The organism is Gimesia chilikensis, assembly GCF_008329715.1.
Lineage (GTDB): Bacteria > Planctomycetota > Planctomycetia > Planctomycetales > Planctomycetaceae > Gimesia > Gimesia chilikensis.
This window is the reverse complement of record NZ_VTSR01000014.1, coordinates 1-24787: the sequence shown is the minus strand read 5'-3', so window position 1 is coordinate 24787 and position 24787 is coordinate 1. Positions and strand designations below refer to the sequence as shown.

Sequence of the window (24787 nt, the reverse complement as noted above, 5' to 3'; positions counted from 1 at the left end):
GTGAGGATAGTTTCGGATGGAAGCAGACAGTATAACAGATTTTTGATGCGTCTGCCCAATCCCGATGATCAACTTCTGTTGAGAATCTCCCGTTCCGCTCCCGTCATATTGACTGCCACATGCTTCGTTTTTTTTATGGTAACTTTGATTTCGAACATCAGCTCGCCGGGGAGACGTATGGCACTTCGACCGGCGCAGCAGCCTCACTCACATCGAGCCTGGCCTGTTGCTGGCTGGGCCTGGCTGAGGCGGGAGATCAAATCTATTTACCGGCGACTCTTCCCCGGGAATTTACAGAACAACTGGCGACATCCGGATTCCCCCCTGTCGAGTTCACATCTGAGTGGCCCACCGCCAAGGCAGCCCGCTCCCTGACCTTCGTCCCCTGGGGGTGGTCTAATGAAGTGGCAAAGCTCGCAGAAGCGAAAGGCTTCGCCATTGAGACGGGCGTCCTGTCTGCTGCGAGCACGGTCAACGCGCGTTCTTTCTCATTCCAGTTGGAAACGGACTGGGAATCGGCACTGCCCGGCAGCTGTCGCGTCGAAAGCCTGGAATCTCTGGAACAGGCACTGCAAGCCTTACCTGATTCAGACGACTCCAGCTGGGTATTGAAAGCGAACTTCAGCATGTCGGCCCGGGAACGCATGTGCGGAAACGGACCGAAGCTGAGCGAACCAATCCGAGGCTGGGCCGCAAAAAGACTGACACAGGGACAACCCCTGTTTCTGGAACCCTGGGTCGAGCGAATGAGCGAAGCCGGAATTCAACTGGAAATCCCAGCTGTGGGAGAACCAACACTTATCGGGCTGACGGTACTGCTGAATGATACGCGCGGTCAGTATCGTGGCAGCCGTATCAACGTCGATGATTCGACACTTCAACAATGGCAACCCGCGATTGACGTCGCACAACGGGTCGCCCGCATTGTCCAGCAGACTGGCTATACAGGACCATTGGGCATTGATGCGATGCAATACCGGGATGCTGAGGGAAACATGCGATTACGACCGCTGCAGGATCTCAATGCACGGTATACGATGGGGCGACTCGCGCTTGGTTTTCAGCGATTCCTGACTGCAGCCCAGGTCGCCAGCTGGCTGCACTTCCCCTGGAAAGAGTCGTATGGTATCGACTTTTCAAACTGGTTAAGATGTGTGACACAACAGTTGCCTGGCGATGTCAGTGTGCGACTAACTTCCCCCGATCAGATTGACGGGCAGCCTCCACGTCTGGCCAGTCTCTTGTTGATCGCGGAAAATGCGACAGACCTGCTGACAACTGAAGTAGCGTTGCATGACGCGCATAATGACCTGAATCAAACGACCGGTTGAGACGTCACGATTGAACAAACAGAATTGACCACACTTCATGAGCGAACAGCGGGAACCTCAACCACAACAGCGCAGCTGGCCTCGGCGTCTCCTGAACCGCATGGAAGTCAACCGAGCCGTCTTTTATGCGCTGGTCAGTCGAGGCTGGCAGTTCGTATCAGGCCCGGTGACGATGTTGCTGATCGTCGCTTTTTTCTCCAGTGAATTGCAGGGCTATTATTATACCTTTGGTGCACTGGTCGCATTGCAGACGTTTGTCGAAATGGGGATGCAGGTCGTAACCCTCTATCTGACGAGCCACGAATGGTCGAAACTGAAAATTGACGAGCGGGGATATCTCATCGGCGAAGAGGCAGCTCTCTCCCGAATGCGCAGTCTGGCGGCCCTGGTTCTAAAATGGTACAGCATCGCCGGACTGTTCTTTGTCGGAGGTATCGGCATCGCAGGTTACTGGTTCTTTCAGTCGCAACCTGCAGATGGTGTTGACTGGCAGGGCCCCTGGTACTGCATTGTCGGACTCACTGCGCTGACACTCGTCGCCACTCCCTGCCTGACGCTGCTGGATGGCTGTGATCAGGTTTCGGTAACCAATCGCTATCGCGCCTTTCAGAGTGTCACAGCCACCCTGGTTGTCTGGACCGCGATCTCCAGCGGCGCGGGACTCTGGACCAGTGTCGCCATCTGTGCCGTCCGCCTGTTCTGGGAACTCTGGCTGATTGGCGTGCGCTATCGACGTTTTTTTGCTTCCCTGCTGCCGGCACGCAGCGGGCCCGGCGTCAGCTGGTCGGAAGAGGTCTGGCCTCTACACTGGAAGCTGGCAATCCAGGCGATGGCAACCTACTTCACCAGTTCATTTGTGATTCCCCTGATGTTTGAATACCAGGGCCCGGAGGTCGCCGGCCAGTTGGGTCTGACCTGGACTGCCCTGATGACACTACAAATGGCCGCCTATTCCTGGATGCTGAGCCGGGCGCCCCTGTTTGGTTCACTGGTAGCCCAAAACAATCTCCAGGAATTCAAGCGGGTGTTCTGGCGTCTGTTCCAGGTCTCTACGCAGGTACTGATTGCGGGAGGGACGCTATTCTGTCTGATTGTCTGGATCCTGCAGCTGCTCCGGGGAACGGAACTTTCGGAGTCCTGGAGTGTTCTGCAGCCCCTCTGGGATCTGGTTCATAAATTACAGCGTCGGATTCTCCCCCTGTACCCGACGGTCCTGCTCGCACTCGCCCTGATTCCGATTCATATCGCCCAGTGTGTGATGGCGTATATCCGCCCCTTTAAGCAGGAACCCTTTCTGTTCCTCAATACAACCTCACAACTCATCACCGGAGGGCTGGTCTGGTGCCTGGGAAAAACCTACGGACCGGTGGGCGCGGGTTGGGGTTTTCTACTGACCGGCCTGCTGCTGACCATCCCCGGATTTTTATACATCCTGAAACGGTTTACTCAAAAACAGTTGTGATCCGGTGCGTGGTCCATTCGCTGCTTTACTCCAGAAATTTGTTGACAGATAGAATTCAGCCGTTTACCATCAGGCAATATACATGGATTCATTTATGTCATCTCTTATGGTCTCAAGTTTATACCTTTTCATTTCTGCATTAGATTGAGCCCATTGATTGCAAACCGGTTTCTGTCGGGCCAGTACATCAGGCTTTGAGACGGAGACATTCTCGTCGGTATTTCACCACTTGAACTGACAAAGCACTTTCTCACTCACAGTCAGTGCCAACTGTTTTCACCTGCGCATTGAAGGAGTCTGTTATGCGAGCGTTATTCATTGCCACTTCTATTTGTCTGATGTGCATTGGCACGACGCCACCGAACACTGCCCAGGCAGAAGATAAGCCAGCCAAGCCAACCTTAAAAACGGTGAACTGGCCTGTTAAATTCACAGTTAAGCAAAAGCAGGCAGCGGTTCCACAACAGGTCGTTAAGGTCAAACAGCCGTTCTATCCGGAACTAAATCCCCGCGTACAGCAAATTCAGGATGCTCTCAATACCAACACGAGAGCCAACTTTCCCAATGTCCCCCTCACTCAGGCACTTAATGAAATCCAGAAGCAGCATGGCATTAATATGTATGTCTCGGGATCAGCATTGAAAGAACTCGGAATCACTGCCGATGAGCCTGTTAATGTTTCCCTGCATGGGGTATCTCTCAAATCGGCGTTAAAAATCATTCTGGAGCCGCTGGGACTGGCCTATGAAATTGACCAGGAAGTCCTCAAGATCACCACACAGGCAGAAGTCGACCGCCATCTGATAACGCGGATTTACCCGGTCGGTATTCTGTGCCATTCTGCTGAAGAATACGAGGCCATCGAAAAAGCGATCGGCACTGCCTGTCGGCCGAACATCTGGGCCCGACGTCAACGACTCTCGGCTCAATCCCAGGTCATGAGCACTCCTGCACCATCGCCTTTCGCTGCACCAACTGGAATGCTCAGTTCTTCCATCACGGCCGTCCCCCAGTGCCAGGCTCTGGTAGTTAATGAGACAGAGGAAATCCATGAGAAAATCGTGGAGCTGCTCACACAATTGCGGCAGGTTCGTCAGATTCAGATGAGAGCAGTCCCGGAAACGAATTGAAGTTCAGACAGACAATCACCCCTGAAAATCAATAGGAGCAAAGCATGTTACAAACTGGAAAACGCAGAATGACCTGGACGCTGCTGGGACTCCTTGCAGGCGGATTATTAGTTACAGCCCAGGCTGAAGACAAACAGCAGACCAAAGCCAGGCAGGCTAAAAAACCGGCTCCGCCGGCGGTTGCCTCCGATTTAGTGACAGCAACAGCACAAACGGTCCCGACAAAACAGATCTTTTTCCCCCCTCTCACAAAGTTCGAAAAGGAATTTCAGGAAAAGCTCAATGAAACGGTCGCTGCGGAATTCGTCGATGCCGCTTTGAGCGATGTCATCACGTTTTACCAGGATTCTACGGGCATCAACTTTGTGATTTTTGCAAACGATCTGGGAGAAGATGGACTGACGACCGATGAGCCGGTCAACATCTCTGTCGAGAATGTCTCACTCAAAACAGCCCTCGACCTGATTCTGGACCCGATAGGACTCACGTACGTCCTCGATCGGGATGTGGTCAAAATTACAACCCGGACTAAAGCTGAAGAGATGTTAAAAACACGTGTCTACCCGGTAGGTGATTTATGTCAGACCCCTATCGATTACCTGATGCTGGAATCGGTCATCAAAAACACCAGTGTGGGCAGATGGCGGACGCTGAAAAGTGAAGTCACCCCCAGTCAGCAGGCGGGAGGTGGATTCGGAGGCGGTGGTGGTATGGGAGGCGGCGCAGGTGGCGGTTTCTTCCAGGTTTCCGATCAAAATGGCATGAACGCAGTGCTGGGAGCCAGTCTGTACCACGATGACGATGGCGGAACCATTTCGATCGTGCCGCAAAGCAAAGCCCTGGTTATCTGCCAGACTTACCACGCTCACAATGCAATCGTGGAACTGTTGACCCAACTCCGGGAAGCCCGTGATGTGAATTGATTAAGTCGATTTGAATGTCACATGGAATTCGTTTAAACGTAGTATGGAACTAAACCACACTCATTCAGAAAACAGGAGACTAAGATGACAGTTTATAAGCGACGCAACATCCGATGCGCCGCACTGGCAATACTCGTCGGTAGCATGTTCGTTTCCGGCTGGTCGATCAGCCTGGCCCTGGGAGATAAAAAACCATGCAGGCTGGTAACCAGTTCAGCCGATAAGAACATCGCTAAAAAAACGACTCTGAAACAATCGTTTTACCCCGCATTGACGGCACGCGAGGAAAACCTGGAGGCGGCACTGCAGGCAGAGACAGAAGCGAATTTCCCGGAGATTCCCCTGGATGAAGTCATGACCTATTTCAGTGAACTCCACAATGTTCCTGTTGTCATCCAGGCCCAGGACCTGGGAGCAATTGGATTAACGCCCGCAGAGCCCATTGACACTAGTCTCAAAAACATCACCTTCGAAAATGCATTGGAACAGATTCTGGACCCCCTCAATCTGACCTACGTCGTCGATCGGGATATGATCCTGATCACTTCGCAAGCCAAAGCTGCCGCAACCTTCAAAACACGCGTTTATCCCGTGGGTGATCTCTGTCAAACCGATGATGATTACCAGGCCCTGATTGCCGCCATTCAGAAAGCAAATCTTGGAACCTGGGAACGGAGTGGTAAAACATCACGAGCGATGAACTCGGTTCAGAACAAAAAAGGAACTGCCAACTCTGATAAAGATAACGGATTTTTCAACATCCAGGGGAGCGTCATCGTAGAAGTCGCCAGCCCGCTGCCCGGTGGTGCCTCAGGGGGAAAACACAATCCCGGCAGTACGCATCCGAACTACACGGGTACTATTTCGGCGGTGCCTCATTCGAAATCTCTGGTCATCAGCCAGACGTACCATACTCACAAGGCAATCGTAGAACTGTTAACCCAACTCCGGAAATCCCGGGCTGATCAAAGAGGTAACTAGTTAGAGAGCAGCGTAAGAAAACAGGAAGCGGACCGAGGGGAGCAGCCCGCTTCCCGGGGAGACCTATTTTCCTCCGTTGGGAGTGCGGCTCATAATATAGGAAAACAGGTCTTTGACTTCCTGATCGCTCAGGTTCTTAGTCAGACCGTCCGGCATCAGGGAGAGATCGAGGGCCTTCAGGATCTCGATCTCGTCCTTGTTGATCAGCACTGTCTGCCCTTTGACGTCACGCAGGGTGATTGTCTTTGTCGTCTGTTCGTCGATCAGACCGGTTACGGTGCGTCCGTCGTCGGTCACAATCAGGAAGTTCGTAAACTCCTCGCGGATCGCGGCACTCGGATCGACGACCGCCAGCAGCATGAAGTCCAGGTTATCCCGTTCGTAGCCCGTCAGCTTGGGACCGGCTTTACCCCCTTCACCATACAGGGTATGGCAGACCGCACACGTCTTGTTGAACAGTACTTTGCCCGAAGAAAACTGCCCGCCACCGGCTTTCACCAGACGCGCCACCCGCTGCATTTCATCCTGTTTTTCTGCTGGAGTGCTGCCGCGAACCTTACCCCAGTGTTTCTTAATGCTGGCTTTGATGTCGGGATCGTCGTGCAATGCCATCTGCTGTACCACATCCAGCGGAATCGTGTTCGCCTTGATGCGCCAGGCATCCACTTCATTCAGGAACTGTTTGCTCCATGCTTTACGGCTGGCCAGCACACGTTGCGCGGTACCCCGTACATCATGCTCGTCCAGCAGCGTACTGTGATAGCGGGCCAGAATGCTCTTGCCGATACTCGGATTCTCAAAGTTCATCAACGCCTGCAACGCCACCCGCTTGAGCGAATGGGTATCGGAACCGGTCAGTGACAGAATCGATGTCAGCGGACCGATAGCCGCTTTCGTTTTCAGCTGTCCCAGAATCTCGATGTAGGTTAACCGTGTCGGTCGGTCTGCATTTTTGTCTGCGATGATTTTCAAGGCGCGACTGGTCGCTTCCTTATCACCCAGTCGCAGCGCCAACGCGAGATCGGTTTCACCCAGGCTCTTCTGGTACTCCGCCAGACCTTTACTGAGGTCTTCAGGCAGGTTCGTAATCTTCTGACCGCGGAAGGCTTCCAGCATCCCCACCATCAGTTTTTCCTTGTGCTGATCGGAGGGAGCCAGCTTAAGCAGTTTGGCACACATCGCATAATTCTCATCGCCGCCCGCCATCGCGTACCGCTGCATGATCCGTTCCAGAATCACATCCTGGACCATCTTGACCTGCCAGAACTCGGGTTTGGAAAACAGCTTCAGGACGGCTTCCCGATCCGAAGTCGCTTTGCTCTCCAGTGACCACCAGAGCAACAGTGGAATATGCAGGTCTTCCTGATCTTCTTCACGCTGCAGCAGGACTTCGGTAATCGCCAGTCCCGATTCCGCGGGGAAGCGTTTGGCTGACGATGCCAGCTGCGACCGCACCTCAGCATAAGGCTCGGTCTGCGCCAGTTCCACCAATGATTTCGTCAGCTGTTTCGATGCCTGATGCCGATCGCCGAGCAGACGAATCGTCCAGCGACGTATGTGCTGATCGCGGTGTCCCAGCAGTTCCAGGGCGAGTTCTTCATCGAACGCGCCGAGTTGATTCAAGGCCCATAATGCTTCCAGAGCCCGATCGTCGTTGTCGCTTTTGGCAATCTTCAACAGGGCTGGCACCATCGACTGGTCACCCCGTTCGCCGATCACCTGCACGGCTTTCTGCCGGAACCACTTATTCGAGTGTCCCATGGTTTCGATCAGTTCGGCATTGGTCTGCTTAGACAGATCGAAGGGTTTCACTGGTTCAAAGTTTTTCGGTTTGAGACGATAGATCCGGCCGCTGGTTTTGTGCCAGTTGTCGCGAGGATCCACGTGTGTCAGGCGGCTGTCGTACCAGTCCGCCAGGTAGATGCAGCCATCGGGGCCGACTTTGATATCCACCGGTCGGAACCAGCGATCCTGTGTGAGCACAATCGGCGGCATGTCTTCGGTTCGATACGTAGATGTATCCGGAATCAGGTTGCTGGCCATCACGCGGTTATGCAGTGAATTGGCCGCAAAGACCGCTCCATTATATTTAGGCGGAAAAATTCCCCCTTCATAGATCGAGAAAGTCTGACTGAAACGCTCCTGGTAGCCTTTGTGTCGCATATGTTCGTAATAGCCGAAGGCATACGGGTTCGTCAGCGGACCATGCTTGCCCCAGTTCTTCTTGGCATAGCCTCCCTGGGCATAATGCATACCGCGGGTTCCGCCGTTATTGGTACCCGAGAAGACACGTCCCTTGGAATCGATTTCCAGGCTGAAGGTATTTCCGCCCCCTTCTGCGAAGATTTCGAAGATTTTCGTTTCGGGGTGATAACGCCAGATCATCTGGCCTTTGAAGTGCAGTCGCTTCGTGACTTCTGAACTCACTGTTCCCGTAGAAGTACTTCCGTTGGCGCCGTACAACCAGCCATCGGGTCCCCACTTGATGCTGTTCGCTACCGAGTGGGTATCTTCCAGGCCGAAACCCGAGAGATGCACTTCGGGATCGCCGTCTGGAATATCATCGCCATTCGCATCAGGATAGAAGAGCAGATAGGGAGGATTCAAAACCCAGATGCCCCCTTTGCCCACCGTAACAGCGGAAACGATATTCAGACCGGTAATTACATCTTTGATTTTGTCGAAGGTGCCATCTCCATCCGTGTCTTCCAGCACCGAAATTTTATCAGCCCCCTTCACATGATTCGGCGGTGCCTGGGGAACTTTATCGAAGACTGCTCGCAGATATTGATCGTACTTGACGACTTTCAAGCCCGCAGGGAACGGATACTGCAGGTATTGCACAACCCACATTCGCCCCCGATGGTCAAAGCTCATATACAGCGGCTGCATCACTTCGGGTTCCGCGGCGATGGTTTCCATTTCAAAATCCTGCTGAACCTGAAACAGTTTCACCGCTTCGGCGGGTGGGGTGGGATCCGATTCATCACCGACTTCCCCACGCCCTTTGAACGATTTCATGACCTTGTCGACCTGCTCGTTTCCGGCCAGATCCTGCTTGAACCGGTCACGGCTGATCTTGCCTGCTACATCAACCTGTGGCGGTTCTTTTTTCAAACACCAGTAGATTGCATTAACCAGCGTGTGTGTAAATGTATTGATTTCAAAATCGCCGGGGTGTCCCAGCGAGGTATAAAAAACGCGTGACTTCTTATAATTGTTCGTCCAGGCGACCGGCATCTGTACCGGCTGTCCTTCCACGTTTGAAAGTCCCCGCAACAGAGTCTTGGTTGAGCTTTTCAGGTTGATGCTCTTATACATGGAACCTTCGCTGCGGAAGTATTTATTACGGACGGTCGCCATAATCGGGTCCTGCTCGGCCCGCAACTGGGTGGTGACATCAGTCGGAGTTTTATTGCCGAAGTCACCCGCGTATTCGCCCCCCAAAACTTCCTTGTCAAAATCTTTCCATTCCACATATCCCTTGGCCGGTTTTCCTTTACTCAACGCAAACCCATGACTTGAAGTACGAACGGCGACCAGTGGCTTACCAGCATTCAGGTAATCCTGAATGAGTTTCATCTGAGCAGCCGGCAGAGTTTTGCGGCGGACACTCAAAAACAGCAGGTCGGCCTCTTTGATCGCTTTCAGGTCGGAAAAGGAGTTCGGATCGTCCTTGTCCGGAAAGATGAACTGCGTGCGAAATCCGAGTGGCTGCAGGTGTGCTTTAGCGAATGCGGGCAGACTCTCGGCTGTCTTGTAACCCTCTTCCCCGATCATAAACAGAATCAGCGGATGATCTTCAGGACTGGCAGCCTGCTGTTTTTTCGGATCTTTCTCTTCACCTGAGAGGGAGAAAAAGGTCAGTCCACAAAACAGCACGAAGGCACTCAAGGTACAGATAGACTTCAGAGAGGCTCGATTCAGCATGGGGAAGTTCTTTATGTGGGACAAAACTAAAGGAAATTAACTAATTGAGTTTCTTCATCATAACAGCCCCTTTGAGGCTCTGTCACCCGACAATAGTGATTTTTTGGAAAGAAGCGCTGGCATGCAATCTGTATCAGACACAAACCACGCCCGGCTGCCGTAAGTTCTGATATAATTACTGTTTATCAGAAGGTTTCGTTGATGATTCTTTGGAAGGTTGTTCCTGATAGTGATGTACGACCAGGCTCCCAGAACGAAAGGCAATCGGCAGACTGAAGGGAAACTTCGCTTTCAGATGTTCCGGAAAAGCCGGCGGATAAGTATTGGGTCCCTCCGGTCCAATCTCTTTCGCCTGACTGACCAGCAGTCCTCCTGCCATCAGATTCGACAGCACGAATCGCTGCGGGCTCTCCACAGACGCAGATAAGCAGGTTTTGTCACGAGCGAATAAATCAACTCCACTAAGATAAAGCTGTCAGCCAGCGAGTCAGGCGGGCACGCCGGGAAAATTCGGTTCGACCATATCACGATAGAGCATGCCACCGCGCATGACAGTACGGGCCTGCAAATCATAATAAGAAACATCATTCGTCACCGGCATGCAGATCAATTGCGGTGTCGCTGCGATGATCAGCAGAATCAAAGCCACCAGGGAGAATGTGGACGTATTCCAGAATGTACCTCGATGGGAATTCTCTGCTGTGGTCATTTCCGTAGCGGCAGTGTTCATCATCTTGAGAATCGATTTAAAAACAACAGGCTTTGCAAGTGCATGGCTATCGGTGATAATCGTGTGTGCCATCCTAAGCAGGCAGGAAGACCATTCACCAGATTTTTTTATGGAACTCAACTGGAATGTCGCGAATTTACCAGCTTCTGTTCAGCATTTGCTGGCTGCTCGGCTGCTGGCTGGCCATGATGGGCCTGCACGAACTGGGACACGTGCTGGGAGGTCTGCTGACCGGCGGCAAAGTGACGCGGGTCGTGCTGCATCCCCTGGCAATTTCCCGAACAGATCTGGACGTGAATCCACATCCCGCCATTGTCGTCTGGGCCGGCCCCCTGATCGGCGTCCTCCTGCCGTTGGGGCTCTTAATCGCAGCCCGATTGACGAACTGGTCGCAAGCGGGATTCGTCCAGTTCTTTGCCGGCTTCTGTCTGATCGCCAACGGCGCATACATCGCCGGTGGTGCCCTGGATGGCATCGGTGATTGCGGCGTAATGCGGCAGACCGGATCTCCTCTCTGGCTGATGTGGGGCTTCGGACTCATGACCGTTCCCGCAGGCTTTGTGCTCTGGCATCGGCTCGGTTCAATTCGCGACTGGTGGCAGCATCCGGAACGCACCTCGGAGCACAGTGCCTGGATCATGCTGCTGACCGTCATGACACTCGTGGTGCTGATGGTCTGTTTTTCTGCGCAATAGCCGTTTCCGGTTTGCTCATCGTCTCTGCTTTCTGATATCTTGGAACAATCACCGCCATGATTTCTCAGGGAGCATCCGCTATGTCTACGCTGCTGAATCGTCGTCAAATGCTGGGAGCCTGTGCTGCCGGCGCCTCAACTTTGTGTCTGCCCTCACTCACCCGGGCGCAGCAGGCCAAAACCAAAATGAAAACCTTTACCTTCAAAAAGGTGGGGAACCTGGAAATCAAAGCCGACGTCCACCGGGCCGATGATAACCAGACGCGGCCCGTCATGGTCTGGTTGCATGGCGGTGCGCTGATTGTCGGACATCGGGGGGGCGTGAGTGGCCGCGTCCTGAAAGACATGCTGAATGCCGGCTATACCGTGGTCTCCTTTGACTACCGACTGGCCCCCGAGACAAAGCTGCCCGAAATCATAGCCGACCTCGAAGATGGATTTACGTGGCTGCACGAGAAAGGCCCCGACCTCTTCAATGTCGACACCAGTAAAGTCGCGGTCTCCGGCGGTTCCGCGGGTGGCTGTCTGACGATGATCGCCGGCTATCGTGCCCAGCCCCGGCCGACAGTTCTCGTCCCTTTCTGGGGCTATGGTGATCTGATTGGCGACTGGATCGGCAAACCCAGCCCGCACGACCGGCACCAGACTAACATTACGAAAGCAGAAGCACTGCAACAGTTTGGCGACGGAGCAATTGCCGACTCGCGCGAGAGTCAGAAAAATCGAGGCGAGTTCTATAAGTACTGTCGCCAGCACGGAACCTGGCCGCAGGCCATCTCCGGCTGGGATCATCACCGTAACCCCGAAAAGTTCTATCCCTACATGACGCTGAAAAATGTAACGAAAGACTATCCCCCCACGCTGATGGTGCATGGGACCAAAGACACCGATGTGCCTTACGAGCAGTCGACTCTGATGGCCGAGCAACTCAAACAGCATGGAGTGGAACACCAGCTCGTCACGATTCCGGGAGGCGAGCACGGCCTGGTCGGCGGTGATCCCAAACTGATCGAAGCCGCCTACCAGCAGGCCTTTCAATTCATGCACGAACGGATGAGCTAAACATACCCAGGAAATCTCGAGATGGCTCAGGCAGATTTGAACTATACTCCGGTGGCCCCTCAGGCCGTCCTCTCCCTGATGCTGGGAGTGTTCTGCACTTTGGGGCTCTTCATTCCCTGGCTGGCGCTACTCGCAATTCCGGGTCTCGTTCTGGGTCTGCGTGCATTGAAATCGATACGCCGTTATGAACTCAGTGGCCATCAACTTGCACGAAGGGGCATCCAGCTCTCACTTTTATTTGGAGTACTCGCTCCCGTCTGGCATTTGACCTGGTACGAAATCCGCTTTCACTCAGAGGCTCTCCCCGGTTACACGCGGATCGACTTCGCTGCTGTTACGAAGAACAGAACACACTCTGAGAAAATGTGGGAATCACTGCTCGGACAGCCGATCTGCCTGAAGGGCTTTGCAGAGCCGAGACGGGGAGGTCTGCTCCAGTCCTTCCGCATGACCAGTCAGAGGCAACCCTTTTCATTTGGAAGTCAGTCTGATCCGCGGGAAATGATCATGGTGCAGCTTCCGGAAGAAACCAGGTGGGAGTGGTGCTATGAACCGATCGCAGTCTCCGGCACACTGGTTCGGAACCCGGATGCCGAAGATGACCCCGATGCGCCTCGCTTCCTGTTGAAACAGAGTACCGTCTTACCGGCTCTGACTTCCGATCATTTCCAGGGGCCGTTTGCAGGAGGGGGAGGCTGTTGAGAACCCTGCGTCTTAAAAAGGACAGAGTATGAATTCACGTCTGTCTGATGCCTTTCGCGCCTTTGCTGTGCCGGAGTGCCGGGAAACATCTCCCCTGTATTGTTGTCTGACGGAAGCGATTGCCGCGGATGCGGAAGTGCTGGAGATCGCCAGTCAGGCCCGGGACGGACAGCCGGTTCCTAATCTCCTCTTTGCTGCCGTCCAGTATCTGCTGGTCGCCAACCCAGTTCATCCGCTGGCAGAGTACTATGCGACCTGCACTGCAGAACCCAAAGATCCCTTAGACGCTTTCCCGCTGTTTAAAGATTTCGTACTCGCTCACCAAAATGAAATCATCGAACTGCTGCAGACGCGACTCGTGCAGACCAATGAAGTCCGCCGCTGTGCCTGTCTGTATCCCGCGTTCATGTACGCACTGCGGCACTTTGCCCCTCAACCGCTGGCCCTGCTGGAAATCGGCTGCAGCGCTGGTCTGAACCTGCTCTGGGACCGCTATCGCTACGCCTATGATGACAGCGGTAAAATCTATGGAGATCGCGAATCACCGACGCTGATCACGTCTGAATTTCTGGGGAAGCCCTCTGCAGGGTTGGAAGATTCCCTGCCTTACGTCACACACCGCATCGGTGTCGACCTGCATCCGATCGATGTTTCTATTCCCGCAGAAGTCAACTGGCTGCGGGCCCTGATCTGGCCTGAGCAGCACGATCGACGTCAACTGCTGGAAGCCGCGATCCGGCAACAACAGGGGATCGAAGTCGACCTGCGCACCGGCGACGGTTTTGCAGACATCTGCTCATTCGCTGCAGAGATTCCCACTAACTCTCTGCTTTGTATCTTCCATACGCATGTCGCCAACCAGATCTCACTGGAACAAGGGAATGCGTTTCTGGAAACGATCCGCGAACTGGCCCGGCAACGCGATCTGTTGCACCTGTATAATAATCTGTCCGACGCTCATTTAAGATTACAGGTTTTCCATAAAGGAATACTCACCCGACAGACACTCGCCAACACCGACGGACACGGCCGCTGGCTGGAATGGCTGGCGTAACCGGCCCCTCAGTGATTTGACTGTATTCAACAATTACAGAAAGAAACCTCGTCATGGAGACACAAGGCCGCATTGTCATCGCCGGGGGCACCGGGTTCCTCGGATTGAATCTGGCCCGCTATCTGACCGGCCAGAATTATGAGGTCACCATCCTCGGCCGACATCAGCCACAGACCAAGGGCGACTGGCGTTATGTGAATTGGGATGCCCGCTCTCTCGGATCGTGGGTCAGCGAACTGGAACAGGCGGCCGCTCTGGTGAACCTCGCAGGCCGTACAGTTGACTGCATCAAGACTCCCGATCACTGTGATGAAATTCTCCGTTCGCGGGTCGAAGCAACAGACGTACTGGGGCAAGCAGTTCGGCAACTCGCAGTACCGCCTCCGGTCTGGGTGCAGATGTCAACAGCCCACCGTTACGGCGATCCTCCGGAATGTATCTGCGATGAAGACTCCGCCTTCGGTTATGGTCTCGCGCCTTTCGTCGCACAGGAATGGGAAGCCGCCTTCCAGCGCGCTGTTCTCCCCGAAATGCGGCAGGTCATTCTTCGCACCAGCTTTGTCATCGGCCGTGACGGAGGAGCACTCCAGCGGCTCTCAAAACTGGTCCGCTGGGGACTGGGAGGCACCGTCGGACACGGACGACAGGGTATGAGCTGGATTCACGAGCAGGATATGAATCGCCTCTTTCATAGAGCTATCACCAATCAAACCATGCAGGGAGCCTGCCTGGCCACCGCTCCCGAACCGGTTTCGAATGCAGAATTCATGCGTGCTCTGCGAAAAGCTTTGAAGATGCCCATCGGTCTCCCTGCACTGAGTTGGATGGTACGGCTGGGGGCGCCGCTGTTGATGCGCACCGATCCTGAACTGGCTCTCTACGGACGTTATTGTATTTCGCGACGCCTGAAAGAAGAGAATTTCGAATTCCAGTTCCTCGATCTGGATTCTGCGCTGCAGAACATCTACGATAAAACTTCCAGCTGACACGCAATACAGAGCACAGCCACGCATTCTAATCATCCGACCGTTGCAGGGAGTTACCCATGACCATCGAAACAGAGCAGGACCTCAAAGCTTTAAGAGAAATCGGCAGAATCGTCGCCCTGACTCTGCAGGAGATGATGAACCAGACCGAGGCCGGCATGACCACGGGCGAACTCGATCTCATCGGTAAAGCGCTGCTGGAACGCTATGCAGCGCATTCCGCACCCAAAGTTACCTATGACTTCCCCGGCTATACCTGTATCAGTATCAATGAAGAAGTCGCTCACGGAATTCCCGGCAGCAGAATCATTCAGCCCGGCGATGTGGTGAATATTGATGTGTCGGCGGAAAAGAATGGCTACTTTGCAGACACCGGAGGCACCCTGATCGTGCCTCCCGGCAACTCGATCAAAAGTCGGCTGATCGACTCCACGCAACTCGCCCTCCGCGAAGCCTGTGACCACGCACGCGCAGGGCGTCCGTTGAACGGTATCGGCAAAGCGATTCAGCAGGTAGCGAAACGAACCGGATTCGAGATTATCAGAAATCTCTGCAGCCACGGCATCGGACTCGGCCTGCATGAAGAGCCTGCTGAGATCCCCGGCTATTACGTGCCCGGCGATAAAAGAAAGTTGGAAGCAGGGATGGTCATCACCATTGAACCGTTCCTGTCCACAACAAACCGCTTTGCCAGAGAGACCGACGATGGCTGGACACTGGCAGGCAGGCAACACAGTCTCTCGGCTCAGTTCGAGCACACGCTGGTTATCACCAACGGGAAACCGATTCTGCTAACGCTCGTCTGAATCAGATCACCTGACAGACTTCAGAATCCAATTCTCGGCCAGTCAGGCAAACCCGTTTCCTTCGACCTATTCGGAGTAAAACAGGACAGACTTCAAAAAATACACGTCTTGCACAATTCAGACAAACTGCACTCGCTCCACATTATCAAGAGTTCTGAAACATTGCTGCGGAGTCACAACCAACTGTGATTCAATAAGATACAGATAAGAAGTCTCGCACTACTCTTATAAACTGCAGCTGAATCCCTCCCGCTGTCACTGTACGTCCTTTCGTTTAGGTATTTTAATAAATAACGATAATTATGCTGGCTCTTCGATTCTGACTCCGGTTAATATGTTAAGAATATAAAAATCTCTTTAAGAAACTAACTTACAGATTCGACAGTTTTCCGATCGATTCTGAACTGGCTCGCGTTTTTTTCTTTCACCGGAACTGGAGTTATCTATTGATGCTGAAGTCATCCAAAACACCACGGGGATTTACCCTCATCGAACTGCTGGTGGTCATCGCTATTATCGCGATTCTGATCGCCCTCCTCTTGCCCGCTGTCCAGCAGGCACGTGAAGCAGCCCGTCGCTCGACCTGCAAAAACAACTTGAAGCAGATCGGTCTGGCACTGCACAATTACCATGACTCCTATCAGACGTTTCCGATTGGCTCGCAGGTTTCCTACTACCGCGCTAACTGGCGATCTTCGATTCTGCCTTTCATCGATCAGGCACCTGCCTACAACAAACTCATTCCAGCGGCCTACTCTCAACACGGCTTTGCAGCCGGCAGTGGGAACTCTGCCTCCGGCTATAACACCGAAAACGCCGTGCTGAATAATCTCTACATCCCCATCTACAAATGCCCGTCCAGCACCGCGGATGCCTTCTACACTGGTACCAGTCCCGTTTCCAACAACGGTACGACATCCCCGAACTCGGCTCTCGGAAAAGAAACCGGCATGACCATGGACTACGTGGGCATCAGTGGTTCTTACCTGAATGCAGCCCCCTACAGTTCCGGTTGTGGAGCTGCCTACGGCGGTTACTGGTGTAACAACGGGATGATGCAGATCGGCAAAGTCTCCCGCATGCGTGACTGTAAAGACGGAACCTCGAACACCATGGTCATCGCTGAAGATTCCGGCCTGGTTAACAACCGAGATTATCGCAGCAACTACTACGGCGGCTGGGCAGGACACACTGGACTGACCAGTTGGGGAACCGGCGTGAATACCATCCGTTACAGCCCCAACCCTTCCACCGCACCTACAGGGGGAGACCAGACTTACACCCCCAACAACCCGCTGACCTCCGAACATGTAGGCGGCGTGCACGCGTTGCTCGGTGATGGTGCGGTCCGGTTCCTCTCGAATAACATCGACATCGAAACCCTCCGCAGACTGGGTATGCGTAACGACAACCTGGTACTCGGCGAATTCTAAATTGAATCTCTGACGATTCACCATAACCTGAACTTCTAAAGATTCTCAACAGCCGATGCACGTGCCAAACGACATCGGCTGTTGCCATAAAGTGACAACCGGAGAAACAACACTATGCTCAAACTCTCTCGACTGACTCTCTGCCTCATGCTGACCGCGCTGCTGACTGCCTGCGGATCCAGCGTCGAGGAAGTTCCCACTGGTACCGTCAGCGGCACCGTGACCCTCGGGGGTAAACCGCTTTCCGGCGCACGCGTCAATTTCATTTCCGGAACCGCAGGAGCAGGCGCCTACGCCGATCTTAAGCAGGATGGCACCTACAGCATTGCCGAACCGATCGCCGCCGGTGACTACAAAGTCTATCTTTCTTCCCCCGGACTGGGAGATGCGCCCCCGGATGAAACGGGCAACCAGGAATTTAAGGACGCCCTCAAAGAGGTCCCGCAGAAATATCAGAGCGATCAGACCACCGAACTGCAGACCGTGATCAAAGAAGGCGAGAACACCTTCGACATCGATCTCAAGCCCTGATTCATGGATTTTCAATTTTCTTAACAACACTGATTTTTTCCGGGAGTTTTTTTGATTTCGTGTATTTCACGAGTGTATACTGTTAGTCAGGATTGAGAGCTGGTTGTCTCTTAAAGCAGTGAAAGGAAACAGCTGCCCGCTGACAACCCTCACTCCTGAAACCAATTGATTCATGTTTCTGGTGGAGAAAACAGACATGTCGATCATTACGACGGGCCACATTTTCCTGAAACGGCCCTATGATGTCGCCAACGCGACAGCGCTCAAACAGGTGCTCCAGGAACAGGGGGGTGAACTGCATGGCTCCTCTGACGAACGTTACTGGGAACTGATCAAGCATCAGTTGATCATCACCATCAAGGTCCAGCCCATCACCGAGCTGCTCGACCAGTGCCAGACCGAGCTCAATTTCCTCGGACTCGCCCCCGATGATGTTCCCGAGGTCATTACCGTGGAAGGCCTGATGGAATCCGTCGATCTCTGTCAGTCGATCACCGACCAGCTCGCCTCCTCTCTCGCCGGAGTGACCGGCGGTGCGGAACACTGCCACTGAGCGGATTTGATTTTTAACGCGGGTAGAGTATCCTCAGATCTGTTGTACAGTTAATCAGCTAACAGGTCAGGTGGAGGGTGCGATGCCAACGTTGAAACAGGTCGTTGAAGATTCAGATACGAAAGCAGGTAAGACTTTCGATCTGTTCATCCAGGCTGTAATTGTGATCTCCCTGGTTAGTTTTACGATAGAAACCTTACCCGACCTGTCTCCGACTACCAGAACCTTTCTCAGGGGCATTGAGATTGTCAGCGTGATCATTTTCACTGTGGAGTATCTCGCCCGGGTCCTGGTTGCCAGCAACAGGCCTGCTTTCATCTTATCATTCTTTGGTCTTATTGACCTACTGGCGATTCTCCCTTTCTATCTGGGTATGGGGTTGGATTTTAGATCACTCAGAGCCTTCCGACTCCTGCGACTCGTCCGAATTTTTAAACTGGCCCGCTACAGTGCCGCTGCCAGACGTTTCCACAGAGCCTTTCTCATTGCCAAAGAGGAACTGGCTTTATTCCTCTTCGCCACGCTGATTATCATTTACCTGGCCGCAGTCGGAATCTATCACTTTGAGAACCCTGCCCAGCCGGAAGCTTTCAGCTCTGTTTTTCATAGCCTGTGGTGGGCAGTGTCTACTTTGACCACCGTCGGTTACGGGGATATCTATCCGATCACAGCAGGTGGAAAAATCTTCACATTCTTTATCCTCGCTGCAGGGCTGGGTATCGTTTCGATCCCCGCTGGTCTGGTCGCCTCCGCACTCGCTAAAGCCAGAGAGATGGAAGACTGACTGCAACTTGCCCATTATTTTCAAATCCTCATTCTTTTATTTTTCATTTTTTCTACACACAACCGATACCTCATCGCTATAATGAGTGTTTGATGAAGTGAAGCTCGCCCCAGATTCCTGCCTGATTCAAGACTGTAACCCATTCCTGAAACCAGTTGAGTGGTACCTCTACAGCTGTGATCTAGCGATCGCTTTCTTTCTGCACAGCACGTTTTACCTCCCTCTATTTTGAATGCAGGTACACCATGTTTCAAATTAGCGCTCGCGCTCCGTTTGCGCTGACCTTAATCAGTTGCTCTCTCCTCGTCGGCTGCTTCGGTGGCTCAGCAGAACACATCGAACGCGCCTCCGTTTCCGGTACCGTCACCTTCGACGGCAAACCGCTGCCCGCAGGCAATATTCTCTTCGTCCCCGATGTCGATGCCTCCGGCAACCCCCTGCGTGGGAAAGCCGTTCAGGCGACCATCACCGACGGAGCCTATAAGATTCCCGCCGAACAGGGTCCCGCTGTCGGGAACAATAAAGTCCAGATCACCGCGACCCGTAAGACCGGGAAATTTCAGGAGTCGGACGGCCAGAAAATCGAGATCGAAAAACAGTATCTCCCGGCCAAATACAACGCCAGCACGACCCTGAAACAGGACATCGCGGCCGGCGAAAACACCGCTGACTTCACCCTGGAAGCCAAATAACATCTTCTTTCGATCGTTCACTGAAACTCTTTCAGATTTTTTTTCAATACCCTTCTAGTAGATGGATCAATCAAACTATGAAAGCGCTTTTGTCTAACCGCCGTCGGGGCTTCACACTCATCGAACTGCTGGTGGTCATCGCCATTATCGCCATCCTCATCGCTCTGCTCCTTCCCGCTGTTCAACAGGCACGTGAAGCGGCCCGTCGCTCCACCTGTAAGAACAATCTGAAGCAGATCGGTCTGGCCCTGCACAATTACCACGACACCTTCGGCACTTTCCCCCCCGCAACGATCCGTCGCCAGGGTGCCACCACAGAATGGGAAACCAGCATGATCAGCTGGCAGGCCCGTATTCTGGCTTCCATGGACCAGGCTCCTCTCTACAATCAGATCGACTGGAGCATTGAGCCCGGTAGAACAGGTACCAACGCCACAGCCATGAACAATGAACTTCCTGCTTACCGCTGCCCCAGTGATCCCGGTAACCGTGGCACCACAGGTCAGTCTGGCTATGGACCGACTAACTACGTCACCTGTACTGCAGACTCCGGTGGCTACGCAGCTGGCGGATCGACCTACCAGAACAATGGTCGCTCAGTCATGTTCCTGAACAGTAAAACTCAAATCCGGGACATCGAAGACGGTACATCCAACACCATGATGGTCTCTGAATGCGAAGTCGGTAGCGCGTTTGCTAACGTCAACGCCACCTCGGGTACTGTCTGTACCGGATCAGCCACAACCAAGACCCGGGGTTACTCCTGGTTCTACGCCCAGTCGATGCCCGCCTGGAGCTATACCACACTGGTGGGACCGAACACAGATCTCCTTGAATGTGCTCAGAGCACCGGCGGTTCCGCACTGCTGGGAGCCCGCAGCAAACACGTCGGCGGTGTGCACACTCTGTTCTGTGACGGACGCGTGCAGTTCATCTCCGAAAATATCAACCTCGGTACCTGGCAGAACCTGGGTCACAAATCAGATGGTAACATCATCGGCGAATACTAAGCCCGAGCGACGACCATCTTAAGAAAAGACACGGCCAGGGAAAGCCTTTTTTCCCTGGCCGTTTTTTCATGTCCTGATCTTAAATCTCCCCCTCAGTCTCCCTTGGGAATCACGGGCAGCAGAATATGCGAAGGATGCGCCGCGTCGTGATACACCGTATTGATCGCGGTCTGCTTCAACCGATTGTCATTCAACGGCTCCCCCGTATTCGGGTTCACGTCAAACCGCGGAAAGTTACTGCTCGAAATATCCACGCGGATCCGGTGCCCCTTCTTGAATACGTTCGAAGTCGGATAGAGCTTGATCGTCACCGGATAAATCTCACCCGGCTCCATCAGTTTTTCTTCCTTCAGTGAATCGCGGAACCGTGTCCGGATAATCCCGTCGCCGATATTCAGGTCAAACCCGCCCGGGAAATCACTGCTTGGTGGATACACGTCAACCAGCTTCGCCGTAAAGTCGGTGTCGACAGCAGAGGAAGAAATCCAGAGCTTCACTGCCAGTTCCCCTGTGACTTCCAGATCCTCTTTCAGAGGTTCCGTCTGAAAGACCAGCACATCATCGCGGGCCGACAGCGGAGTCGGATGCGTGAAATTCCAGATCTTCTCGCTCCCCTTCTGATCCCAGCCCCCCTGCACCAGAATGTCATTTCCACTGGAAATGTTTCCCCCGATCGTCGGCACCGGATTCTCCGGATCGAACAGCAGGCTGGTCTTCGCAGCCTGTACTTCAGGAGCATCAGTCGCCAACCCGCCTGCAGGTTGCAGATGAAACCTGGTGTATACGGTCCGTTCCAGTGGCCACTCCTGCTCGTTCCGCCAGTATCCGCCATGATTCAGTTTACCGTCCACGGTCTTTGAACCATCGCCGGTTCCCATCACGAAAATCCGTACCGGCGTTTCAAACGGAGCTGCTTTCCCGACACTGTTCTCCTTCCCCTTCAGCCAGTGATCGTACCACTCCTTCCGCCAGCCCAGGGGATCCGCGATCGCAGCGGCTTTTCCAAACGTCACCTGACCATGTGAGTACGCTCCCTGCTGCCCGTGAATCCAGGGCCCCATGATCATGTACACGGGACCTTTGATCGTTTTCGACAGCACCTGAAAATTGGCCGTGTTATTGCTGCTCCACGAATCGTACCAGCCACTCACCAGGTACACCGGAATGTCTTTGTACTTCTCCGGGTAATCGATGATATTGTTCTGAATCCAGAAGTCATCGTTGGCCCCATGCTGCATCCCCGCGACCAGCCAGTCTTCGTATTCGGAAGCCAGCTTCAGCGGCGTCATCCCTTTCCGTAACGGCAGTCGATGCAGATATTCCATCCGGTTCTCAGCCATCTCCTTCAGCACAGCCGCGGTTCCCGCATCAAGTGACTGACGGCTTCCTTTGCCCGCATTCAGATAGATCCAGTTCCAGAACCGCAGCTCAAACGCCCCTCCGTTACGCATGCTGGCATAGCCCAGGTTCGACATCGCATCCACCGGAATCACGGTCTTCAGCTCGGGAGCCTTCTCCATCGCCAGCGCGTGCTGGGTTCCGCCGACATACGAAGTTCCGATCATCCCGATCTCCGCATTCGACCAGGGCTGCTCACCAATCCACGCCGCCGTGTCGACACCATCGCGACCATCATCGGTCAACATGTGCCACACACCCTCCGACGCATATCGGCCCCGCGTATCCTGGGCCACGAACGCATACCCGTGCGAAGCGTAATACATGCCTGATGTCTTACACCCGTTCTTGTTATAAGGACGCCGCTCCAGAATCGTCGGCAGTTTCCCGTCCAGCACATCTCCATCTTCCACAGGTAGATAGACGTCCGTCGCCAGCTTCACTCCGTCCCGCATGGGCACCATCACGTTCTTCCGCACTTCAACCGCATACGGCCCTCGCTCTGCCGCCAGTGCAGACAATGTGGAAATCAGTAACGCGAAAACAAACAGAGTCATTCCAGCCAGGGAACGGCGGAGAGGACGAGAGGCAGGCATGGTTATATTCCTTCTTGAGGAGGCAGGCAGCATCAACAGCACAATGCAAAACATGATTAAGAAATCCTTACCAGCAGGCTACTTGCCCGCACCAATGTTGTCAATCAATGACAATAAACACACCCAACCCTTCCGTAGGGCGCGGACCCACGTGTCCGCCCGCCTCGCGACTTTCCAGACCATCAAACTTCTGAAGGAAATTCATAACACATCCTCGTGAGCGGCAAGGCGCTACCCGCCGGTAATTAGTGTTGACTGCTGACATCATCAGGCAGCCAACGCCATCCCACTCCAAACACAACGGGTAAGCCCGAATGCAATTCGGGCCGAGCGCAGCGAGCAGGAAACTGTCAGCACAAAATTACGAACGCTCCTCAGCACCTCTCCTTTTGAAAATAATTCGACTTCCCACCCCACCTGAAAACCTCCCCACTGAACCTCCCGCACTCCCTGCTGAACAGATTCCCCTTGATCCACGCCTCCCGAATCGTAAGCTACTTCCCCTCTGGCTCGCGCGCGAGGCGGGGCGACGCCCACCGGCACAGTCGCCACCAGTGCCCCACATCCACCTGAACCTCCACCGCTTTTCACCCTGTTTCCACCGGAACATTCTGAACCAATGCGAAATGTTCTCTTCCCCAAGTTCAGGGCAAACCAGGACACACCTCGGCCAGACCGGGACAAAATCCAGGACACACCAGGACAAAATCCGGCCACATCGGGACAAAATTTTGTCTTGACACCCCGCTGCCGTTCGACAGAATCAACATCAAGATTAATACAGAAGTTAGAGACCGCGTCAGTCTCTCTGCTTTCCTCGCGACGATCCACCTGGTCCCGTTCTCGATGGTTTACCATCTAACACTCCCCTGTGAGCGGAATGGCGATAGCCACCGGTAATCAGGATCAACGCTGAATCTTTTACCGGCGCCTGGCGCCTTGCCGCTCATTAAACTGGAATAGCCCGACTGCAAATCGATCCATATCTTTGCGTAACGAACCACGTATCCTACACATCGGCATCAGCAGAACCAGTCCACATCAACCAGTGAAAATCAGACACCAAACCAGCCCCACGAACATCTCCCTCGAAATCCGGTCTAGTTGAGAAAACCATGTTTTAAAAAAAATCAGAACCGGGAACATGTCCCATGCCGCGTATCAAACTCGCTTATCCCAAAATCCCCGACAGCCGCGCTGCCCCGCTGGAAAAATGCATCGCTTTCGAGAAATACGACGGCACCAATCTGCACTGGGTCTGGGAACCGGAACTGGGCTGGTACGCCTTTGGCACCCGCCGCAACCGTTTTGATCTGGACGACCGGGGCATCGCCGCCTTCACAGAGGACCACCCGGAACTCGCCCAGGCACCCGCTTTGTTCCTGGATCAGTTCGCGGCACCACTCCAGTCCACCCTCTTAGCCAGACCGGACTTCGCCAGCCGCGAAGTGACCGACTTCACCGAATTCCTGGGCCCCCGTTCTTTCGCCGGTCGACACAATGCCGACGATGACAAACAGCTGATCCTCTTCGATGTCGCCATTGAAAATCAGCTGCTCGGCCCCGCACAGTTCCTGGAAGACTTCGGCCACCTGCCAGTCGCCCGCGTCGTCTATCGAGGTCGCTTCACCGGCCAGTTCACCAGCGACGTCCGCGCCGGGAAATACGCAGTCGCCGAAGGAGTCATCTGCAAAGGCGGCACAGGTCCCAACCTCTGGATGGCCAAGATTAAAACCGACGCCTACCTGGCCCGCCTCAAAGCCGCCTTCGCCGACAACTGGGAACAATATTGGGAATAACCGGCGCGTATGCACTATAATGCAAACGATCAGAACCAAGTGGTTACCTTCGAGTTGCGGGTGGCACTGTTGGCTCGCCCAACAGTGATCAATAAAAGCTCCCAACAGAAACTGAGCGGCACGGCGCTAGTAACTCCGATTACAAATAGTTTCCCACCAAAGCAAATTGTTGCCATTGCTTCCTGGTTTTCCTGAGTTCT

The 24787-nt window shown here is 53.8% G+C and carries 22 protein-coding genes; 18 read left to right on the top strand and 4 right to left on the bottom strand.

Annotated elements, in window-relative coordinates; genetic code table 11:
• Positions 1 to 119: 119 nt before the first annotated feature.
• From FYZ48_RS18420 to FYZ48_RS18400, 5 genes are all read left to right on the top strand, one after another.
• The gene (locus FYZ48_RS18420; protein WP_149343023.1) at positions 120 to 1331 is read left to right on the top strand and encodes a hypothetical protein; all 1212 of its coding nucleotides are present in this window, start codon (positions 120 to 122) and stop codon (positions 1329 to 1331) included.
• Between the two features lie 37 nt (positions 1332 to 1368).
• Positions 1369 to 2793 carry a hypothetical protein gene (locus FYZ48_RS18415; protein ID WP_149343021.1) on the top strand — a complete coding sequence of 475 codons (1425 nt, stop codon included), beginning with the start codon at positions 1369 to 1371 and terminating at the stop codon, positions 2791 to 2793.
• A 302-nt stretch (positions 2794 to 3095) separates the two neighbouring features.
• Positions 3096 to 3923, top strand: a complete 828-nt coding sequence (locus FYZ48_RS18410) for a hypothetical protein (protein ID WP_149343019.1) — start codon at positions 3096 to 3098, stop codon at positions 3921 to 3923.
• Positions 3924 to 3967: 44 nt separating this feature from the next.
• A complete protein-coding gene (locus FYZ48_RS18405; RefSeq protein WP_149343017.1) occupies positions 3968 to 4846 on the top strand; it encodes an STN domain-containing protein in 879 nt (292 codons plus the stop codon).
• Positions 4847 to 4930: 84 nt separating this feature from the next.
• On the top strand, positions 4931 to 5827 hold the full coding sequence (locus FYZ48_RS18400; RefSeq protein ID WP_149343015.1) for an STN domain-containing protein: 897 nt from the start codon (positions 4931 to 4933) through the stop codon (positions 5825 to 5827).
• A gap of 63 nt (positions 5828 to 5890) precedes the next feature.
• Here FYZ48_RS18400 and FYZ48_RS18395 read toward each other — a convergent pair whose 3' ends face one another.
• The 3 genes from FYZ48_RS18395 to FYZ48_RS18385 form a co-directional block, all read right to left on the bottom strand.
• Positions 5891 to 9757, bottom strand: a complete 3867-nt coding sequence (locus FYZ48_RS18395) for a PVC-type heme-binding CxxCH protein (RefSeq protein ID WP_149343013.1) — start codon at positions 9755 to 9757, stop codon at positions 5891 to 5893.
• A gap of 175 nt (positions 9758 to 9932) precedes the next feature.
• Positions 9933 to 10151 carry a hypothetical protein gene (locus FYZ48_RS18390; protein ID WP_149343011.1) on the bottom strand — a complete coding sequence of 73 codons (219 nt, stop codon included), beginning with the start codon at positions 10149 to 10151 and terminating at the stop codon, positions 9933 to 9935.
• A gap of 93 nt (positions 10152 to 10244) precedes the next feature.
• Entirely contained in the window at positions 10245 to 10490 is a 246-nt protein-coding gene (locus FYZ48_RS18385; protein WP_149343009.1) for a hypothetical protein, read from the bottom strand.
• 122 nt (positions 10491 to 10612) lie between these two features.
• Between FYZ48_RS18385 and FYZ48_RS18380 the strand changes: the two genes are divergently transcribed.
• From FYZ48_RS18380 to FYZ48_RS18325, 12 genes are all read left to right on the top strand, one after another.
• Positions 10613 to 11182 carry a M50 family metallopeptidase gene (locus FYZ48_RS18380; protein WP_149343007.1) on the top strand — a complete coding sequence of 190 codons (570 nt, stop codon included), beginning with the start codon at positions 10613 to 10615 and terminating at the stop codon, positions 11180 to 11182.
• A gap of 80 nt (positions 11183 to 11262) precedes the next feature.
• Positions 11263 to 12243 (top strand): alpha/beta hydrolase, encoded by a 981-nt coding sequence (locus FYZ48_RS18375; protein WP_187782105.1) that lies wholly within the window; start codon positions 11263 to 11265, stop codon positions 12241 to 12243.
• A 21-nt stretch (positions 12244 to 12264) separates the two neighbouring features.
• On the top strand, positions 12265 to 12945 hold the full coding sequence (locus FYZ48_RS18370; protein ID WP_149343003.1) for a DUF4190 domain-containing protein: 681 nt from the start codon (positions 12265 to 12267) through the stop codon (positions 12943 to 12945).
• A gap of 28 nt (positions 12946 to 12973) precedes the next feature.
• Positions 12974 to 13999, top strand: coding sequence for a DUF2332 domain-containing protein (locus FYZ48_RS18365; RefSeq protein ID WP_149343001.1), 1026 nt, complete (start codon positions 12974 to 12976; stop codon positions 13997 to 13999).
• A 53-nt stretch (positions 14000 to 14052) separates the two neighbouring features.
• Entirely contained in the window at positions 14053 to 14985 is a 933-nt protein-coding gene (locus FYZ48_RS18360; protein ID WP_149342999.1) for a TIGR01777 family oxidoreductase, read from the top strand.
• Between the two features lie 59 nt (positions 14986 to 15044).
• Entirely contained in the window at positions 15045 to 15791 is a 747-nt protein-coding gene (map, locus tag FYZ48_RS18355; protein ID WP_149342997.1) for a type I methionyl aminopeptidase, read from the top strand.
• 449 nt (positions 15792 to 16240) lie between these two features.
• The gene (locus tag FYZ48_RS18350; protein ID WP_149342995.1) at positions 16241 to 17224 is read left to right on the top strand and encodes a DUF1559 domain-containing protein; all 984 of its coding nucleotides are present in this window, start codon (positions 16241 to 16243) and stop codon (positions 17222 to 17224) included.
• A 114-nt stretch (positions 17225 to 17338) separates the two neighbouring features.
• Entirely contained in the window at positions 17339 to 17755 is a 417-nt protein-coding gene (locus FYZ48_RS18345) for a carboxypeptidase regulatory-like domain-containing protein (RefSeq protein WP_149342992.1), read from the top strand.
• A 196-nt stretch (positions 17756 to 17951) separates the two neighbouring features.
• Positions 17952 to 18308, top strand: a complete 357-nt coding sequence (locus FYZ48_RS18340) for a hypothetical protein (protein ID WP_145438711.1) — start codon at positions 17952 to 17954, stop codon at positions 18306 to 18308.
• 82 nt (positions 18309 to 18390) lie between these two features.
• A complete protein-coding gene (locus tag FYZ48_RS18335) occupies positions 18391 to 19092 on the top strand; it encodes an ion transporter (RefSeq protein ID WP_149342990.1) in 702 nt (233 codons plus the stop codon).
• Positions 19093 to 19337: 245 nt separating this feature from the next.
• On the top strand, positions 19338 to 19784 hold the full coding sequence (locus FYZ48_RS18330; protein ID WP_149342988.1) for a hypothetical protein: 447 nt from the start codon (positions 19338 to 19340) through the stop codon (positions 19782 to 19784).
• A 77-nt stretch (positions 19785 to 19861) separates the two neighbouring features.
• Positions 19862 to 20794, top strand: coding sequence for a DUF1559 domain-containing protein (locus FYZ48_RS18325; RefSeq protein WP_149342986.1), 933 nt, complete (start codon positions 19862 to 19864; stop codon positions 20792 to 20794).
• A 92-nt stretch (positions 20795 to 20886) separates the two neighbouring features.
• Here FYZ48_RS18325 and FYZ48_RS18320 read toward each other — a convergent pair whose 3' ends face one another.
• Complete coding sequence (locus FYZ48_RS18320; RefSeq protein ID WP_149342984.1) at positions 20887 to 22788, bottom strand: CocE/NonD family hydrolase; 1902 nt, start codon at positions 22786 to 22788, stop codon at positions 20887 to 20889.
• Positions 22789 to 23939: 1151 nt separating this feature from the next.
• On the opposite strand from FYZ48_RS18320, the gene FYZ48_RS18315 reads away from it, so the two are divergent.
• Positions 23940 to 24587 (top strand): RNA ligase family protein, encoded by a 648-nt coding sequence (locus tag FYZ48_RS18315; protein WP_149342982.1) that lies wholly within the window; start codon positions 23940 to 23942, stop codon positions 24585 to 24587.
• The last annotated feature ends 200 nt before the right edge of the window (positions 24588 to 24787 follow it).